This is a genomic window from Rhodococcus sp. BH4 (assembly GCF_002079265.1).
GTDB lineage: Bacteria > Actinomycetota > Actinomycetes > Mycobacteriales > Mycobacteriaceae > Rhodococcus_F > Rhodococcus_F qingshengii.
In genome coordinates, this window is the sequence record NZ_CP014941.1 from 3,728,287 (window position 1) to 3,745,563 (window position 17,277).

Genomic DNA, 17,277 nt, shown 5'->3' on the forward strand with positions numbered 1-17,277 from the left:
GTTTGCCGGAAATCAATGCCGGGCGCGAATCAGCTTCGGCGAAGCAAGGTTTCAGCCTCGCAGCATCTCGGCCACGAGGAACGCGAGCTCCAACGACTGTTGGGTGTTCAATCGGGGGTCGCACGCCGTCTCGTAGCGACCGCCGAGATCGAGGTCGGAGATGTCCTGCGCGCCGCCGAGGCACTCGGTGACGTTCTCACCGGTCAGCTCGACGTGGATGCCACCCGGATGCGTGCCGAGACCGTTGTGGACCTCGAAGAATCCCTGAACCTCGTCGACGATGCGGTCGAAGTGGCGCGTCTTGTACCCGGTGGAGGCTTCGTGGGTGTTGCCGTGCATCGGATCGCACTGCCAGATGACCTGGTGACCGGTGGCTTGGACCTTCTCGATGATCGCCGGCAGCAGGTCGCGGACCTTGCCGTTGCCCATGCGCGAGATCAGAGTCAGACGACCTGGCTTGTTGGTGGGGTCGAGACGCTCGACGTATTCCACCGCCATTTCCGGCGTCGTGCTCGGGCCGATCTTGAGGCCGATCGGGTTGGACACCAACTCGGCGAAGGCGATGTGCGCGCCGTCGAGCTGACGAGTGCGGTCACCGATCCAGAGGAAGTGAGCCGACAGGTCGTAGAGCTTGGGGTGATCGCTGTCGTTGTCGAGACGCAGCATCGCGCGCTCGTAGTCGAGAACCAGGGCCTCGTGGCTGGCAAAGATCTGTGCCTGGTGCAGGCTCGGATCGGTGACGCCACACGCGTTCATGAACTGCAGGCCGCGGTCGATCTCGGCTGCCAGTTGCTCGTAGCGTGCGCCCGCGGGCGACGCTGCGACGAATTCGCGGTTCCAATCGTGCACCTTGTGCAGGTCGGCCATGCCGGCGCCGGTGAGTGCGCGAACCAGGTTCATCGCGGCGCTGGCGTTGGCGTATGCACGCACCAGTCGCGAAGGATCGTGGGCGCGGACTGCCTCGTCGGCGACGAGCGAGTTGATCATGTCGCCGCGGTAGGACTTCAGACCCAACGAGTCGATGTCGGCAGAGCGCGGTTTGGCGTACTGGCCGGCGATGCGAGCGACCTTGACGACCGGCATCGAGGAACCGTAGGTGAGCACGACGGCCATCTGCAGCAACGTGCGGATGTTTCCCTTGATGTGCGGCTCGGTGTTGTCCGCGAAGGTCTCGGCGCAGTCACCGCCCTGAAGCAGAAATGCCTCACCACGCGCGACCTGCGCGAGACGCTCTTGCAGCGCCTCGACTTCGCTGGCCACTGTGATGGGAGGCACGCTCTCGAGCACAGTCCGCATGGCGGCCGCCTGGTCAGCAGGCCACGAGGGCTGCTGAGCAGCGGGCTTCGCGAGCGCCTCGTCGAGCTGCTTACGCAGTCCGGCAGGCAGCGGCGGGAGTTCGGGCAAGCGGTCGATCGGCACGTCGACAGTCCAGTTCACCTCTACAGGATATTCGCTCGCTCGTCGGCGCGTCACACAGGCTCTCGATCGCAGCCCAATCGGAACACTTCCCGCGCACCGAAACCGGGGTCAGCGAAGTGACCGTGCAGCCGAAATGGCGTCGAACTTCACGAGGTTGTGCCTGGCGTCGGCAAGTGCGTCGTGTGCGTCGGCGGGCGCCGACGGGAGGGCAGGACTGCCGTTGTCTTCCCAGAACTGTCGGAGTTCGCGGGTGTACCGCGGCATCGACTGCGGTAGTTCGGTCATATCGCCCCACAACTGGCACAGCGCGACGTGGTCGTAGGCGGCGACCCACGCCCAGAGCTCCGGAACCACCATCGGCCGCGGAACGAAGAATTTCAGAAGATCGTCGCGGATCTTCTCGCGTGATTTCCACAGCGGCGACGAAGGCTGCGGCAACTTCGGCAGCACGTTCTTGCGCACCCAACTACCGGCACGGGCGGGATCGAACTCCGTCGAGACAGCGTAATACTCTCGGCCGTCCTCACAGACAACGCCGATGGACACGAGATCGATGGTTCGACCGTCTTCGATGAATTCACAGTCGTAGAAGTAGCGCACGTCCGAAAACTATGCCGCACGCGCAGGCTCTGGAGCCAATGCGCGTGCGGCCGGTGTGGGAAATCTCTAGCTGGCTTGTGCGTCCGGGAGCGAATCCTTGTCGGACTTCGCGGATTCCTTCGACTCGGCCGAGGCCACGAGATCGACAACCGACTCGCCGCCTTCCGCCGGAACGTCGACGGCAGCTTCGGGTTTCGTGGGCGCCTGGTTCTTGAGGCTCGCCGCGTAGATGTCCACGTACTCCTGGCCGGAGAGTTTCATCAGCTTGTACATCACCTCGTCGGTCACAGCGCGCTCGACGAAGCGGTTTCCGCCCATGCCTTCGAAGCGGGAGAAATCGATGGGTTCGCCGACGATCACGGTGACCTTGGCGGGACGCCACATCCGTGAGCCGATCGGATTCATCTTGTCGGTGCCGACCATCGCTACCGGGATCACCTTGACGCCCGATTCAAGTGCGAGGCGCGCCATTCCGGTCTTGCCCTTGTAGAGGCGACCGTCAGGCGAGCGCGTCCCCTCGGGGTAGATACCCAGCAGGCTGCCCGAACCGAGGACCTTGAGACCGGCGTTGAGTGCATCCTGCGCCGCGTCTGCACCGGTTCGGTCGATGGGGACCTGACCGACCGCGGTGAAGAACCACTTCTGGAAAGCGCCCTTCAGACCGGAACCGGTGAAGTACTCACTCTTGGCAAGGAACGTGATGCGGCGGTTGACGCGAAGCGGAAGGTAGAACGAGTCCAGAACCGCCTGGTGATTGCTGGCCAGAATGGCCGCCCCGTCAGTCGGAATGTTCTCGTGACCCTTGACCGTCGGACGCCCGAGCAGCCAGAGAATCGGCCCCAGCAACACATACTTGAAGAGCCAATACCACACGGCGTCCCTCCCATTCACAGCTGAATTTCGCTGAGTACGACCTTACTGCCGACCGGTAACCCCCGCTACACACGCCCCTGCAGGATCGACCCGATCACAGTCCGGCAGACGTGGTTCCAGCGCCGTCGACCCCACCGAGATCCTGAGGCACTACCGATCGGGCCAATGCGGCGGCGCCGACCATGCCCGCAGCTTCGCCCAGCTGAGCGGAACGGATGCGGGCCAGTGGGCGGTGCTTCGCCCCGGTCAACAATGTCGCGTATTGCTCGCGGGCGTCGTCGAGAAACAGTGGGGCAGAACTCGCGACGCCGCCGGCGATCACGACCAGATCGGGATCGTAGACGTCACCGACCATGGCCAGACCCACGGCCAGCCAACGGGTGAACTCGGCGATCGTTGCCAGCGCGAGTGGGTCACCGTCCTGCGCGGCGTTGGCGATCCGGCGACCGGTGAGCGAACCAGGATCCACCGCTACCTCACGCGCCAGGACCGTCGACGCGGCCGGGTCGGCGGCAAGCAGTTCGATTGCCGTGTCGACGAGCGCCGTTCCGCTGCAATAGCGCTCCCAACACCCACGTTTGCCACACGCGCACTGACGCCCGCCCGGAACGACCTGGATGTGGCCCAGTTCGGGAGCGACGCCGTGACTCCCCCGGTACAGCTCACCGTTGATCAGCAGCGCTCCACCGATTCCGGTCCCGATCGCCACCATCACGACATTGCGGCCACCTGCGGCCGCGCCGAATCGGTGCTCCGCGAACGCCGCTGCATTGGCGTCGTGTTCGAGAACGACCGGCAAGCCGAGCCGCTTGCTCAAGTCACTTCCGACCGGCGCGTCCACCCATGGCAAGTGCGGAGCGAACCGAACCGAGCTTCGATCGGAGGTGATGAAGCCGGCGACCGCCAACCCCACGGCCGATACCTCGTGCCTGGTGACCAATTCGCGCACGACGCGATCGAGACCGTCTTCGAGTGCCCTGGCCGACTGCGGGGTCGGGGCTTGAATCATCTCGAGCACTTGTCCGTCGACGTCCACGACGGAGGCCCTGATACTCGTCCCGCCGACGTCGATGCCGACCGTCAAGATGTCGTCCATGGTGGAGTCGGAGACCGCTTTCAAGCGGCGCGCGCTCATCGCGACGATTCCCGCGCGAGCGGCGTCCGCTGGAGTGCGCACCCTGAATCGGTGCCTCGTGCGTCGGTGACCATTGTGTCGATTGTGCTCATCTCGGGCCGTTCGCTCTACCCGGGGTACTGAGTCAGTCCTTGACCGTCACGTTGATCGGGACAAATGCCGCCGTGCGAGTTCGCTCCGCACCTGGCGTCGTCGGACCGCCTTCGGGTCCACGATCGGGGCCTGACGGCCCCCCGAGAAACTCGTCGAGAATCTCACGAAGCAACGCAAGGAATGCTGCTGCTTGACCCGCGAGGAATGCCAACAGTTCGTGGTGCTCACCGCGAACCAGTGCGGCGAGGGCGCACACCGGGCACCAGCTGCAGCCGGTGAACACCGGCTGCGTGTCCGTGGACGCCGAGTCACTCGCAACGTCTGCCGTCGCTGCTGCGGCCTTCTGCAGCACCGGTTCCAGGCGCGTCAGAACGGTTTCCGCCAGCGCGCGAAACTCCGCGACGAGGCGCTCGTGCTCTTCGCTCATACCGGCCACACCGCGGGATCCGGGCTGAACCGGATGATCAGGTAACTGCCGTCCAACTCCGCCCCGTTCACGACACAACGACGCAGCACCGACGCCAAACGAACTCTGCGTCGTACGCCGTCTGCTCCCACCAGCACATCGTCCTCCACCCGGCCCAACGACAACGACGACGGATCCACGAGCGGAAGGTACATCCGCATCACGTACACCGAATCGACTCCGGTCCCGGACTCCAACGACACCACGATGTTGTCCGCGGTACCGACGGTGCCCGAATCCGTGCCCGCTCCACCCTCGAACGTGGCCGCGATCTCGCCCAGAGCGGCCAACCCTACCGGTTCGGCGCAAGCGCGTTCGACCGTTGTGACGGACATTCCATCGGTTGATCCACGCAGTTCGTCCACGACGAGTGCCTGAGCCGCCCGGATCGACGCGAGCCACTGCGCCGCCGGTGAATCGTCGACACCCTTCCCGGCGGACGAGTTGAACTGCGGGACAAGGTTGTTGACCACAATCCCGTCAACTCGCAACCCGGCCAGAGCCAGCCCGGACAACGTCCGACGAGTCGCCGCGACCGACACGCCGTCGGCCGACGTCACCACACGCACGCCGGTGTTCTCCCGATCCGAGAGGTGAACCGCGATCCGATCCACCGACGCGAGCACGCGTTCGACGACGGACACGAGCAGGAGCAGCCGCATGTCCGTACCTGTCACAGCGACCATCCGCCTGTGCCGCGGCCACAATCGCTCGAGATACTCCGACACCATCGACGGCGAGCCGAGTATCCGCAGCGCTTCGGCTGCGGCCGGACAGTCCACGATCACGACGTCGTAGTCGCCGCTGTCCGAGAGGTCGACGATCTCGGCGAGCCCGAGCATGTCTTGGATGCCCAGGGATCCCGTCAACTCTTCCGGTTCCAAGCCCTCGAACGACGAACCGTGTTCGTGATCTCCCGCTCCGAAAGTTCCTGCAGCGTCGATCAACCCCGACAATCCTCGGAACTTGTCCTCGAGGAGCGCTGACGTGTCGAGTTGCCGGACGTCGAGACGCTCGGTGAGAGATGTGGTCGTTCGCGGATTCGGCACGCCCAGGACGTCTGCAAGAGAACCTGCCTGATCGATCGACACGAGCAGCACTCTCGCCCCATCGGTCGCAGCCGACACAGCAGTCGCTGCGGCAAGCGTCGTCGTGCCTACTCCGCCTTTACCGACGAACAGTTGGACGCGCGATCGTTGCTCCGGCACTCAGCCCTCGACTCGCTTCTTCAGTTCCTTCAGAGCTGTGTCGGTGATGATCTTCTCGGCCTTGCGCTTGAACAGTCCGATCATCGGAATCGTCAGGTCGACCGTCAACTCGTAGGTGACCGACGTGGTGCCGTTCGGGCCGGGCTCGAGTGTGTACGAACCGAATTGGGACTTCTGAATCTCGCCCGAGATCAGCTCCCAACTCACCGCCATACCGTCCGGTGCCCACGAATACTGCAGTTCGTAGGTGTCCTTCACCATCCCCGCGTCGAGGACGAAACGTACTCGGTCCGCGCGGCCGCCCTGTCCCGGCGCCGTCACCTCGACGGACTTCGCCGCGGCCACCCACTCGGGGTACCGCTCGAAATCGGCGATGACGTCCATCACGGCGTCGGCAGGAGCGTCGATGCTGATCAACCCCTTGGTCCTCTCGGCCATACGACTGCGCTACCTTCCTTCGTCAAAAGTCCAGAACCTGCACAACGTGCAGTGCTTCGATTATCAGTCCGGTGCTACTCCGGCGGCACGTCCCGCTTCGAGTTCGCGTTTGAGCTGGAACGACATGACCTTGCCGTCGACCCGACGCTTGCGGTTCATCCCGGCGAGGTCGAGGGTCGCCAGATCGGACGGCGATACGCCGACCGGCTCACAATGCAGGAAGTAGTGCGCGATCGTCCCGTCCATGACCGGTTCGAGCCACACCTCCATGGTGCCGACCAGCTGACCGGACACCCCCCAACGGAATCCTGCGGGACCGCGATCTTCCCGGACTTCGAGCTCGAGATCACTGAACCAGCGACGCCACTGCGCGCGCGAGGACAACAGTTCGGCGACCCGCTCGGGCGGGGCGGCGATGAAAGTCTGGTCTGCGACCTGAATGCTGCTCACCGAAGTAGCTTCACACATCGCGTCCGCGAAGCGTCGAGGGGTGTCGCAACACTACATACCGGACAGACTGTAAGCCTGGCCACAACTGTGTCGGACATGCGACTACAGTAGGAGACGAAAACCCTACTCGTCAGTATTTCGCAGTGTCGGAGGTATTTCGTGCCTGAGTTCAGCGCACCCCAGACGTTCACCATTCCCGAGGATGCCTCCGCGGTCGACTCGGTCTTCGCCTTCGCGAAGACGAAGCCGGCGGCGGTTGTCTACAAGCGCAAAGTCGGAAATGCATGGGTCGATGTCACTGCAGGCGATTTCGCCGCTCAGGTGACTGCCGTCGCCAAGGGCCTGATCGCGATCGGAGTCGAGCAGGGCGATCGCGTCGGCCTCATGTCGGCGACTCGCTTCGAATGGCCGCTCGTCGACTACGCCATCTGGGCGGCCGGCGGCGTGACGGTTCCGATCTACGAAACCTCCGCAGCCGAGCAGGTTCGCTGGATTCTCGAGGACTCCGAAGCAATCGACCTCATCGTCGAGAACGACGCACATGCCGCGACCGTGAAGGACGTCGCTGCAGCCGCCCCCGCGCTGCGCACGGTGTACCAGATCGATGCCGCGGCAGGCGGTAAAGGTGTTGTCGAGGAATTGACCGCACTGGGCGCCGACATCTCCGACGAGGACGTCCACGCCCGCGTCGCTGCACTGAAGGCATCCGATCCCGCGACCCTGATCTACACGTCGGGCACCACGGGCCGACCCAAGGGCTGCCAGCTGACGCACTCCAACCTGATTGCCGAGTCGAAGGGCATCCTCGACTCCAACCTCGGCACGCTGCTCAAGACTCCTGGCGTTCGCACTCTGATGTTCTTGCCGCTCGCGCACGTTCTCGCTCGCGCAGTCAGCATCGCGTCGTTCGATGCCGGTGCAGCGCTGGGGCACACGAGCGACATCCCGAACCTCGTTCCGACGTTCGGCGAGTTCAAGCCCGACTTCATCCTCTCGGTGCCGCGCGTGTTCGAGAAGGTCTACAACAGCGCACGCGCCAAGGCGCACGGCGACGGCAAGGGAAAGATCTTCGACGCGGCCGCAGACACCGCCGTCGCGTGGAGCGAGGCGCAGGACAAGGGCGGCGCCGGCATCGTTCTCAAGGCCAAGCACGCTCTCTTCGACAAGCTCGTGTACTCGAAGCTGCGCGCAGCGCTCGGCGGGCAGTGCCAGCTGGCCATTTCCGGTGGTGCACCTCTGGGCGCTCGACTCGGCCACTTCTTCCGCGGTATCGGTGTCACGATCTACGAGGGCTACGGACTGACCGAGACCACCGCAGCGTTCGCCGTCAACACCATCGGCGCACAGAAGGTCGGTTCTGTCGGAAAGCCGTTGGCCGGCAACTCCGTTCGTATCGCAGAAGACGGCGAAATCCTCCTCTCGGGACCGGTGGTCTTCACCGGCTACTGGCGCAACGAGAAGGCGACCGCCGAGTCGATCGAGAACGGCTGGTTCCACACCGGCGACCTCGGCACCGTCGACAAGGACGGCTACATCACCATCACCGGCCGCAAGAAGGAAATCATCGTCACGGCAGGCGGCAAGAACGTCTCCCCCGCTCAGCTCGAGGATTCCCTTCGCGCGCACCCGCTGATCAGCCAGGCCATCGTGGTCGGCGACCAGAAGCCTTTCATCGGCGCCCTCATCACCATCGACGCCGAAGCTCTCCCCGCCTGGAACGAGCGCAACAACAAGGCCGCAGGAACCACAGCGGCCGACCTGGTTTCGGACGGCGAACTGGTCGGCGAAATCCAGGACGCCATCGACGAGGCCAACAAGCTCGTCTCACACGCCGAGGCGATCAAGAAGTTCCGCATTCTTCCGGTCGACTTCTCCGAGGACACAGGCGAACTCACGCCCACGATGAAGCTCAAGCGCAACGTCGTGCACGAGAGCTTTGCCGCCGACATCGAAAAGATCTACGCCAAGTAGTCTTTCGCCGATCAGCCCTCTGCCGACACGAACGTGCCGACATGAACGGCCCGCACCGAATTCGGTGCGGGCCGTTCGCGTTCGAGTCCCGTTTGCTCAGCCGAGGAGATTACGCAGTTTCGAAGCGAGCGTGTCCCACTTCCAGTCTTCGGCAACCCATGCCCGGCCGGCTGCTCCCATCGCGGCCGCGCGATCACGATCGGACAGCACCTCGATCACGGATTCGGCGACGTCGCGAACAGAGGTGCCGTCGACCACGAGCCCGGTCTTGTTCTGCTGCACCGTTTCCGGAGCGCCACCACTGCGCCCGGCGATGACCGGCACACCGGTAGCCGAGGCCTCGAGGTAGACGATTCCCAGTCCTTCGACGTCCAATCCGGCGCCTCGGGTACGGCACGGCATGGCGAACACGTCGGCGATCGTGTGGTGCGCTGCCAACTCTGCGGCGGGCACCGTGCCCGTGAAGACGACGTGATCGTCCATCCCGGTCTTACGCGCCAATTGGCGGAGATGGTCCTCGTACGGCCCACCTCCGACGATCACCAGTACCGCCCCGTCAATGCTCTTGCGTACGGTCGGCAGCGCCTTGATGAGCATGTCCTGCCCCTTGCGTGGCACGAGCCGCGACAGGCACAGGATCGTGGGCCGCTCGCCCAGCCCGTATCGCTTACGCAGTTCCGCGCGGGCGACCGAGTCCGGGTGGAACACTGACGTGTCCACTCCGGAAGGAAGGTGCTCGAGCGCCGCTTGCGGGCCGAAGGCCGCCGAGAACCGCCCACGGGTGTATTTGCTGACGAACGTCACCGCATCGGTGTGGTCACCGATCACACGCAACGACTGCCGCGCACCGGGAATCATCGACCATCCGACCTCGTGGCCGTGAGTACTCGCGATCACTCGGCTCGCTCCGGCGCGTCGAACAACCGGTGCCAACAACGCCAACGGCGCTGCCGCACCGAACCAGACCGACTCGCAGTCGTGCTTCTTGACCAACTTCGCGGCTCGACGAGCGACAAAAGGCGACGGCAGCATCAGCGTCGTCGGGTGCCGAACGACCTCGAAAGGCTGTGCCGCATCGAACTTCTTGTGCGAGTCGCCCCGCCACCGCGGTGCGTACACCACCAACTTGTCCGGCGGCAGATGCCCGGCGAACGTGTGGAGATAGGACTGGATACCTCCGGGGCGAGGAGGAAAATCGTTGGTCACCAAGAGGGTCCGGCGCATCCGTCCACCGTAGGGCACTCGGTGCTTCAAACGTGCGAAGGGCACCTCGCCGCTGCAATCGACCCAGCCGCGAACTACTCAGCCCAGATGGCTGTTGGTCCAGTCGACCCATCCGGCTCGCAGTTCCTCGGTTCCGACGCCAACGACCGCTCGGATCCGCGAATCGAGGTCTTCGGCCGTCATCTTTCCGGAGGCGAGAGCGCGAAAGAGGTCGGTCAGCTTTGCTTCTCCGAATCGATCGGCGATATACGCGTTGATCGACCACGCCGATTCGTACGCCAGTGAACTCACGACCGGTACACCGCTGAACTGCGTGTCGTCCGGAAACTCGGTCGGAGTATCGCCGGAGCGTACCGCTGCCGCCAGAGTCGGCGCGATCTCACCCCAGGCCCGCGAGGATCCACGGTTTCCCGCGTATTCGGCAAACCCTTCCAATACCCACATCGGCGACCCGTCACGGGTTTTCGATCGGGCGGCTATGTGCATCAGTTCGTGGCGCAACACCGTTCGCCTGGTGATGTCGGTCAACCTCGAAGCCGCGGCAGGCGAGAAGACCACCCGCTGGCCACTCACGTCGGAAGACCCGTCCGCCGTCGCATCCGCGACCGACACTGCAGCAATCGAAGCGCCGTCGTGATGGGAGCCGACCAGTGCGGTGAATTCCTCAGCGGACCCCGCCACCATGAGCACCGCGCGCTCGGACCACCACGGCCCCCACAACTGCGTCGTGTTCTCGATGGCTGAGTCCACATCGGCAGCCAAAGCGTCGACGAACGCCTGCTGACCCGGGTGGCCGATCACCAGCGCGTTACCCGCAGAATTCTCGGCGACGGCAAGCGGGCCGAAGTCCCAGGGGCCGTTCCAGGATTCGCCCGCCGTTCGGGCGCCGTCCAGTCCGACGATCGACCCGTCCGCAAGAACCGACCACTGATCGCCGCGTTTCGCGAGCGTCATGGACACTGCCTTGCGCGTGGGCAATGCGTCGACGCCGTCGAGGGCGTACCGCAACAGAACTTGCGCATTCCATACTTCGACGTCTCCGCCCGGCGCACCGGTTCGCGGCGCCGGAGTCAGGCCGCCGCTGGGAATCTCGTATCCCCAGTCGGAGAATTCAAGCGCTCCCGCAGCAGTGGCTCGTCGAACTTCCGCCTCGAGCACACCGGGTGCGGCGGCACTGTCGACGAACTTCGCCAGCCCCGACGGATCGTCGGACATCTGAGCCGCGGCCCATGCATCGAGAAAGCTCTGGACTTGAGCGCTGCGTTCCGCGTCCTGTTCGGCGGCGGCATTTTCGTCGGAATCGGACCTGTTCGTCAGGAAGATCGTCAGGCCCAGAACGAGCACCACGGCTACACCGAGCGCCACGAGGGCCGGATACTCCCAACGGCGTGGTCGATCTGCGCCGACGTCGGGCGTCGTCATCGGTTCAGTCGGCACGGTGCCGAGTGTAGGAGAACTCGACTCGACGCTTCACGGCGGCTGGCCACACGCCGCTCGGGCGCAGCAAGCCGTCAGTAACGACGCGCAGTGGAGAACTCCATGCCTGCCATCGACTGGACCTTCACCGGTACGCCGAACGTCGACGCATGCAGAATGTTTCCGTCGCCGGCGTAGATGCCGACATGCGAGTTGTCGCTGTAGAAAGTCACGACGTCGCCGGGCTGTAGTTGGTCCCTCGACACCGGTACACCGCCCTGCGCCTGCGCTTGGCTCGATCGCGGCAGAGTCTTTCCGATCTGCTTGTAGGCCCACACCACCAGACCTGAGCAGTCGAACTCGTTCGGGCCGGTCGCGCCCCAGACGTACGGGTCACCGATCCGCGTGAGGCCTGCCTGCAGAGCAGCAGCACCCGAGCCAGGGGTCAAGTTAGCCAGAATTTTGCTGAGATCGACATCCGGCGGGAAAGGCGTACCGCTCAGTTGGTTACGTTCGTCGTCGGTGAGATTCTGGAAGGCTTTGGTCACGTCGGCGATCTGCGTCTGCAGTTCACTCTGCTTGCGCTGCAAATCGTCACTGAGTGCGCGGGCTTGATCGGCGGCGGTTCGCGCTTCTTCGGCCGATCGCTTCGATGCTTCCGAGGCGGCACGCGCATCGGCAGTGGCTTGGTTGAACTGAGAGACCTGTACTGCCGCGTCGTTGGAAATCACGTCGAGCGCAGACATCTGGTCGAGCAACTGCTGCGGCGAGTCGCTCACCATCAACGCAAAGAGGCGATTGGTTCGCGCACCCTGGTAATTCGCTGTGGCAATACGGTTTACCGCCGGAGCGAACTCGGCGACGCGCGCCGAAGCCGCGTCGAGAAGACCCTGATCGGCTGCCGATCGCACGTCCGCATCATTCGCGACTGCCAGCTTCGCGTCGAGGTCGATCTGCGCGTTGTGCAGCGCTTCGTTGGTCTGCTCGGAAACCCGGGAGAGTTCACCGAGCTTGTCGAGCGCCTCGGTGGGGTTGGTGATGACGGGGTCGGCACCGGCCTGCATCGAAGGCCCTGCAACGAGTCCGAACGCCAGCACTCCCACTGTCAATGCGGCCCGTACTCGACTGTTGTTTTTCGATGAAACCACGGAATGCAACTCTCCGTCTCGGTGAAGCGACGCCGACCGGGGCCGGTCGACGATCTGTTAGCTGGCTGTCAACTATCCACAGTACCTGTCTCGGCCGCGCAATGTCTCGATAAGGTTACGGAACGGCATACGTTTGTGTCTACTCGCCGGTAGGCGTGTCGGGGTGAAGTACCGGGCGAATTGTCGCGAAACGAAAATGTGGGCCCCGAATCGAAGATTCGAGGCCCACATTCGAAGATCCGGAGCTCCCCCGAGCTCCGCCGCATCACAGCGGCGGATCGTTCCGACTGCCTACCGGAGACAGCCGTCGAGCGTGTTCAGAAATCAGTAACGGCGAGCGCCGTCGTACGGCATCGAGGACACCGGAGCGAGCTTCACGGGCTGACCAGCGGTCGACGCGTGGATGACATTGCCGTTACCGGCGTAGATGCCCGAATGCGATCCGCCGTAGAAGGAGATCACGTCGCCGACCTGAAGATCGGACTGTGCGACGGCAACGCCGGCTGCAGCCTGGTCGTAGCTCGTGCGAGGCAGGTTGAGACCGGCCTGCTTGTATGCCCACTGAACGAGACCGGAGCAGTCGAATGCGTCCGGGCCGGCTGCGCCGTACACGTACGGGGAGCCCAGCTTGCTCTCTGCGGCGCGAACTGCCTGCTCACCAACACTGGAGATGGGAGCGGCCGGTGCAGCCGGTGCGATGTCGGTGATGCCCGGAATGACCGGCAACTGAGGAATAGAAACGCCCGGAACCTCGAACGTGCCGACGCCGGGGATGGTGATGGGGTCTGCCGAGGCAGGTGCAGCGGTTGCAGCGAATGCTCCGACTGCGAGCGCGCCGGCTACTGCCAACTGCGCTGAACGCTTGAAACTCTGTGACGCCACTTAAGGGGTGCTCCATTTCTTCCATTCATCCGCCGACCGAGTTAGCTGACGGGTTCGGGCTGGGAAGATCAGCCCTACCCGCGTGGTCTGCAGCGATCCTGCGTGCTGCACCCCAGGCGGGATTCACCCCAGTGGAAACTTGGGTTCCCGGTTCGGGTTCCTCGCGGAGATCCCGATTAGGCGGTTCCTGACGATGCCGGTCCTGTTTGGTCCGGCAAGACTTCGTTAGGTCTCAGGAAGGTTACGAAATGATCGCGACGATGTCGACCGCTTCGTGACAATCGCGCCCGATTCGCCGGAAATCGTGGTGCCGCGCCCGCGATACGCCCGGCGGGTCACGGGGAGATAACAACAGGTCGGTTCGGCGACCCACTCCAGGCCGTCAAACCCGCGCCCGCTACCCACTGCCAAGGCTCACCAAACCCGACAATCCGATCTTCCATGCAGTTCAACGATGATTACTTGAAACTAGAACTTGTTCCGGTCACGGACGCGGTTTCAGCCATCGACAGACGCACCGAAGACCCCTCGACTCGCCCTACTCACAAGTAGGCGCGCGTCCACATTCGCGAGTTCCCACCGCAAGTGTGATCCTCGTCTCTCCTACCTTTGTCGGGCGTTCATCCACCGATTTCGCAATGGAAGTCCGTGCGGGTCGGATTCCGTGTCTGCACTCTCGAATTCGTGTCGGGGGGTACTTCTACTGTCTGCGGTGTGAGTCCCGCCTCGGCCCGAGAATTTCCGTCTCCGCCCCCGTTCTCCGACGGGGAGAAGTTCGACGTCGGGCGGCAACTGAGCTTCGACGAACTGGACACACCGCTGAGCGAGACAACATTTGTCGTCGTCGACCTCGAGACCACAGGGGGCAGCGCCGACCAGGACTCCATCACCGAGATCGGCGCCGTCAAGATCCGCGGCGGCGAGGTACTGGGCGAAATGGCAACACTCGTCGACCCCGGCCGGTCGATTCCGCCCTACATAGTCGAACTGACCGGAATCACCACGGCCATGCTGATCGGCGCACCTCCCATCGAACGTGTCCTGCCTGCATTTCTCGAGTTCGCCGAGGGCGCGGTGCTGGTGGCACACAACGCGCCGTTCGACATCGGTTTCCTCAAAGCAGCGGCGTCACGCAGCGCGCGCCCGTGGCCCGCGTTCCGTGTCCTGTGCACCGTCAAACTCGCCCGGCGCGTACTCACACGCGACGAAGCACCTTCGGTGAAGCTCTCCGCACTCGCCCATCTCTTCCAAGTGACCACCCAGCCGACGCACCGGGCTCTCGACGACGCGCGTGCGACCGTCGACGTCCTCCACGGACTGATCGACAGGGTCGGAAACCAGGGTGTCCACAGTTACAGCGAACTAGTCGACTACCTGCCCAACATTTCCTCGCATCAACGGGCCAAACGGTCCTTCGCCGCAAACCTGCCGCGAAGCCCCGGTGTCTACCTTTTCCGCGGTCCTTCCGACGAAGCCCTCTACATAGGAACTGCTACCGACCTTCGACGCCGCGTCCGCAACTACTTCACCGGTTCGGAGACCCGCGGCCGGATGAAGGAAATGGTCGCGCTGGCCACCCGCGTGGACCATGTCGAGTGCGCGCACGCTCTCGAAGCCGGGGTGCGTGAACTACGACTGCTGAGCGCGCATGCGCCGCCGTACAACCGTCGCTCCAAGTTTCCCAAGCGAGGTTGGTGGATCACCCTCACCGACGAGGCGTTTCCGAGACTGTCCGTGGTTCGCACGCCCACGGCCGATTCGATCGGCCCGTTCACCTCTCGCGCCGACGCAGTCGACGTCGCCGACACCGTCGCAGAGTTCAGTCGTCTGCGCACGTGTACCAAGCGTCTCGGACGCGGCGCCGTTCACGGCCCTGACTGCCCCGCTCGCGAACTGGGGGCGTGTCCAGCCTCCTGGACCCCGGAAATCAACGCAGAGGACTACGCGGCCGCCCCTGAGACCGTGCGTGGATTCTTCCGAGGAACCAACGACGCTCCCCTCCAACAGATGCAGGCCCGGATCGACGAGCTGTCCGCACACGCGTTGTTCGAGAATGCTGCTCGTCTGCGTGACCGAACGGTCGCAGTCGCCACCGCAGTGCGGCGCACTCAGCGACTCGCCGCAGTCGCGGCGATCGAACAACTCGTTCTCGCCCGCCCCACCGGAGACGGCGGCTGGGAGCTGTCGGTGATCCGGTCCGGGCGTCTCGCGTCCGCCGGGCTCGCCAGACGTGGGACTCACCCGATGCCCGTCGTCGACGCCATCACCGCGGCGGCCGAAACCGTCCTACCGGACGACGCCCCGTTCCGCGGCGCGTCACCCGAAGAACTGGGACTGATCGCAAGGTGGCTCTCGTCGGACGGTGTCCGAATCGTGTCGGCGACATCCGGATACGTCGAACCTGTGAGCGGCGCCGGCAAGTGGGAAGCCTGGTGCCGACTCGCCCGAGCCGGAACCGAATCCGAACATCGATGACGTAACGGCGGGGCGGCACCCCTAAGCTCGATCGAAACCACCGGGTCATCACAACCCGCAGGGAAATCGAGGAGAGAAATGATCAACGCCATCGTCATGATTCACGCCGAGTCCGCTCGGATCCCGGAAACCGCGCAGGCCGTCGCCGACCTGTCCGGAGTGACCGAGGTCTACTCGTGCGCAGGTGACGTCGATTTGATCGCCATCGTGAAAGTGCGTGACCACGCCCAGATCGCCGACGTGGTCACCGGAGGAATCAACAAGGTGCCCGGCGTTCTCCGAACCGCCACACACATTGCGTTCCAGTCATTCTCCAGCGCAGACGTCGAGGCCGGTTTCTCGCTGGGTGAATAGCCCCTCGATCAGGCTTGGTCGGCCAGCTCGGCGGTGAGCGCCGCCCACTTGTGAAGCAGTTCAGCGCCCGCGCCGCTGTCGATCGCGGCAGCGGCTGCAGTCATCCCGGCAGAGATCGCACTCTCGAGATCGTCGCCGACACCGTTGAATGCCGCGATGGCCGCTCCCGCGTTCAGCAGGACCGCGTCCCGGACCGGCCCCTTCTGCCCGGAAAGCAGCGTTCTGGCGACGGTGGCGTTGATTTCGGCGTCGCCTCCACGCAACTCTTCGAGAGGAACGCGGTCGATTCCGAGGTCACGCGGATCCAGCGTGACAGTTCGCACACTTCCACCCCCGACGATGTGAACCGTCGACGTCGTCGATGTGGTCAGTTCGTCCAGTCCGTCGTCTCCCCGTACCACCAACGCCGAATTACCGCGCTGCGCAAGGACTCCCGCGACGACCGAGATCAGTTTCGGAAATGCGCACCCGATCAGCCCGGCACGCGGACGAGCCGGATTGGTCAGTGGACCGAGGACGTTGAATGCCGTCGGAATGCCGATCTCCTTGCGAGGCACCGCCGCAAAGCGCAGTGCGGGATGGAAGACCGGCGCGAAACAAAAGCCGATGCCGACCTCTTCGACGCACCTCGCAACCTGCTCCGGCCCGAGGTTGATGCGAACGCCGAGCGCCTCGAGCACGTCGGCGCCACCGCTCTTGGACGAAGCAGCGCGGTTGCCGTGCTTGACAACTCGCACACCGGACGCGGCAACCACGATCGAGGCCATCGTCGAGATGTTCACCGTGTTGGAGCGGTCACCACCCGTGCCGACGATGTCGACGACGTCGGAATCGACCGGCACGCGCCTGGAGTGTTCGAGCATCGCGGCGGCGAGCCCTTCCAACTCCGCGGGGGTTTCTCCCTTCATCTTCAGACCGACCCCGAAAGCAGCGATCTGAGCGGAGGTGGCGTTGTCCGACATGATCTCGCCCATAGCCCAGCGACTGTCGGCTTCCGACAAGTCACTGCCGTCCGTGAGCAAACCGAGAATCATCGGCCAGGACCGCACCACTGCACTCGAATCGACGTTCACGGCGTTGGATGCGTCGGTGCCGGCCATAGTGCCTTGGTCCCCTGTCGTTCAA

Annotated in this window: 16 protein-coding genes and 1 riboswitch; of the genes, 3 read left to right on the forward strand and 13 right to left on the reverse strand. The window is 64.2% G+C overall.

Features of this window, described 5'->3' with window-relative positions; all coding sequences use genetic code 11:
* Positions 1–51: 51 nt before the first annotated feature.
* The 8 genes from A0W34_RS17075 to A0W34_RS17110 all read right to left on the reverse strand — a co-directional run bounded on the left by A0W34_RS17075 (position 52) and on the right by A0W34_RS17110 (position 6,682).
* Complete coding sequence (locus tag A0W34_RS17075; protein WP_007730070.1) at positions 52–1,437, reverse strand: class II 3-deoxy-7-phosphoheptulonate synthase; 1,386 nt, start codon at positions 1,435–1,437, stop codon at positions 52–54.
* 90 nt (positions 1,438–1,527) lie between these two features.
* The gene (locus tag A0W34_RS17080; RefSeq protein WP_003941683.1) at positions 1,528–2,019 is read right to left on the reverse strand and encodes a polyadenylate-specific 3'-exoribonuclease AS; all 492 of its coding nucleotides are present in this window, start codon (positions 2,017–2,019) and stop codon (positions 1,528–1,530) included.
* A gap of 66 nt (positions 2,020–2,085) precedes the next feature.
* Positions 2,086–2,892 (reverse strand): lysophospholipid acyltransferase family protein, encoded by an 807-nt coding sequence (locus A0W34_RS17085; protein ID WP_003941692.1) that lies wholly within the window; start codon positions 2,890–2,892, stop codon positions 2,086–2,088.
* 94 nt (positions 2,893–2,986) lie between these two features.
* On the reverse strand, positions 2,987–4,027 hold the full coding sequence (locus A0W34_RS17090) for an ROK family protein (protein WP_020969875.1): 1,041 nt from the start codon (positions 4,025–4,027) through the stop codon (positions 2,987–2,989).
* 124 nt (positions 4,028–4,151) lie between these two features.
* Positions 4,152–4,547, reverse strand: coding sequence for a hypothetical protein (locus tag A0W34_RS17095; RefSeq protein ID WP_007730069.1), 396 nt, complete (start codon positions 4,545–4,547; stop codon positions 4,152–4,154).
* The gene (locus A0W34_RS17100) at positions 4,544–5,794 is read right to left on the reverse strand and encodes an ArsA family ATPase (RefSeq protein ID WP_003941793.1); all 1,251 of its coding nucleotides are present in this window, start codon (positions 5,792–5,794) and stop codon (positions 4,544–4,546) included. Before A0W34_RS17100 ends, A0W34_RS17095 begins: the two co-directional genes overlap by 4 nt.
* Positions 5,795–6,232, reverse strand: a complete 438-nt coding sequence (locus A0W34_RS17105; protein WP_081557985.1) for an SRPBCC family protein — start codon at positions 6,230–6,232, stop codon at positions 5,795–5,797.
* Between the two features lie 63 nt (positions 6,233–6,295).
* A complete protein-coding gene (locus tag A0W34_RS17110) occupies positions 6,296–6,682 on the reverse strand; it encodes a hypothetical protein (RefSeq protein WP_003941776.1) in 387 nt (128 codons plus the stop codon).
* A gap of 159 nt (positions 6,683–6,841) precedes the next feature.
* Between A0W34_RS17110 and A0W34_RS17115 the strand changes: the two genes are divergently transcribed.
* Positions 6,842–8,653 (forward strand): AMP-dependent synthetase/ligase, encoded by a 1,812-nt coding sequence (locus tag A0W34_RS17115; RefSeq protein ID WP_003941777.1) that lies wholly within the window; start codon positions 6,842–6,844, stop codon positions 8,651–8,653.
* Between the two features lie 96 nt (positions 8,654–8,749).
* Here the strand turns inward: A0W34_RS17115 and A0W34_RS17120 are convergent, their stop codons facing one another.
* The 4 genes from A0W34_RS17120 to A0W34_RS17135 form a co-directional block, all read right to left on the reverse strand.
* Complete coding sequence (locus A0W34_RS17120) at positions 8,750–9,877, reverse strand: glycosyltransferase family 4 protein (RefSeq protein ID WP_003941734.1); 1,128 nt, start codon at positions 9,875–9,877, stop codon at positions 8,750–8,752.
* A 78-nt stretch (positions 9,878–9,955) separates the two neighbouring features.
* Positions 9,956–11,314, reverse strand: coding sequence for a peptidase MA family metallohydrolase (locus tag A0W34_RS17125; protein WP_223304499.1), 1,359 nt, complete (start codon positions 11,312–11,314; stop codon positions 9,956–9,958).
* 74 nt (positions 11,315–11,388) lie between these two features.
* Positions 11,389–12,441 carry a C40 family peptidase gene (locus A0W34_RS17130; RefSeq protein WP_003941704.1) on the reverse strand — a complete coding sequence of 351 codons (1,053 nt, stop codon included), beginning with the start codon at positions 12,439–12,441 and terminating at the stop codon, positions 11,389–11,391.
* A 324-nt stretch (positions 12,442–12,765) separates the two neighbouring features.
* Complete coding sequence (locus A0W34_RS17135) at positions 12,766–13,323, reverse strand: C40 family peptidase (RefSeq protein WP_003941754.1); 558 nt, start codon at positions 13,321–13,323, stop codon at positions 12,766–12,768.
* A gap of 14 nt (positions 13,324–13,337) precedes the next feature.
* A riboswitch (cyclic di-AMP (ydaO/yuaA leader) is annotated at positions 13,338–13,516 on the reverse strand.
* A 521-nt stretch (positions 13,517–14,037) separates the two neighbouring features.
* Here A0W34_RS17135 and A0W34_RS17140 point away from each other — a divergent pair.
* Both A0W34_RS17140 and A0W34_RS17145 read left to right on the forward strand, forming a co-directional pair.
* A complete protein-coding gene (locus tag A0W34_RS17140; protein ID WP_198035655.1) occupies positions 14,038–15,798 on the forward strand; it encodes a DEDD exonuclease domain-containing protein in 1,761 nt (586 codons plus the stop codon).
* Between the two features lie 78 nt (positions 15,799–15,876).
* On the forward strand, positions 15,877–16,152 hold the full coding sequence (locus tag A0W34_RS17145) for an Lrp/AsnC family transcriptional regulator (RefSeq protein ID WP_003941677.1): 276 nt from the start codon (positions 15,877–15,879) through the stop codon (positions 16,150–16,152).
* A gap of 8 nt (positions 16,153–16,160) precedes the next feature.
* On the opposite strand, the gene trpD is transcribed toward A0W34_RS17145, so the two are convergent.
* On the reverse strand, positions 16,161–17,252 hold the full coding sequence (gene trpD / locus A0W34_RS17150) for an anthranilate phosphoribosyltransferase (protein WP_003941751.1): 1,092 nt from the start codon (positions 17,250–17,252) through the stop codon (positions 16,161–16,163).
* Positions 17,253–17,277 lie beyond the last annotated feature (25 nt).

Bases quoted from the DNA above. Each gene is read 5' to 3' on its own strand.
- A0W34_RS17095 (WP_007730069.1), bottom strand. From the start codon at position 4,547: ATGAGCGAAGAGCACGAGCGCCTCGTCGCGGAGTTTCGCGCGCTGGCG.
- trpD (WP_003941751.1), bottom strand. From the start codon at position 17,252: ATGGCCGGCACCGACGCATCCAACGCCGTGAACGTCGATTCGAGTGCA.
- A0W34_RS17120 (WP_003941734.1), bottom strand. From the start codon at position 9,877: ATGCGCCGGACCCTCTTGGTGACCAACGATTTTCCTCCTCGCCCCGGA.
- A0W34_RS17145 (WP_003941677.1), top strand. From the start codon at position 15,877: ATGATCAACGCCATCGTCATGATTCACGCCGAGTCCGCTCGGATCCCG.
- A0W34_RS17090 (WP_020969875.1), bottom strand. From the start codon at position 4,027: ATGAGCGCGCGCCGCTTGAAAGCGGTCTCCGACTCCACCATGGACGAC.
- A0W34_RS17105 (WP_081557985.1), bottom strand. From the start codon at position 6,232: ATGGCCGAGAGGACCAAGGGGTTGATCAGCATCGACGCTCCTGCCGAC.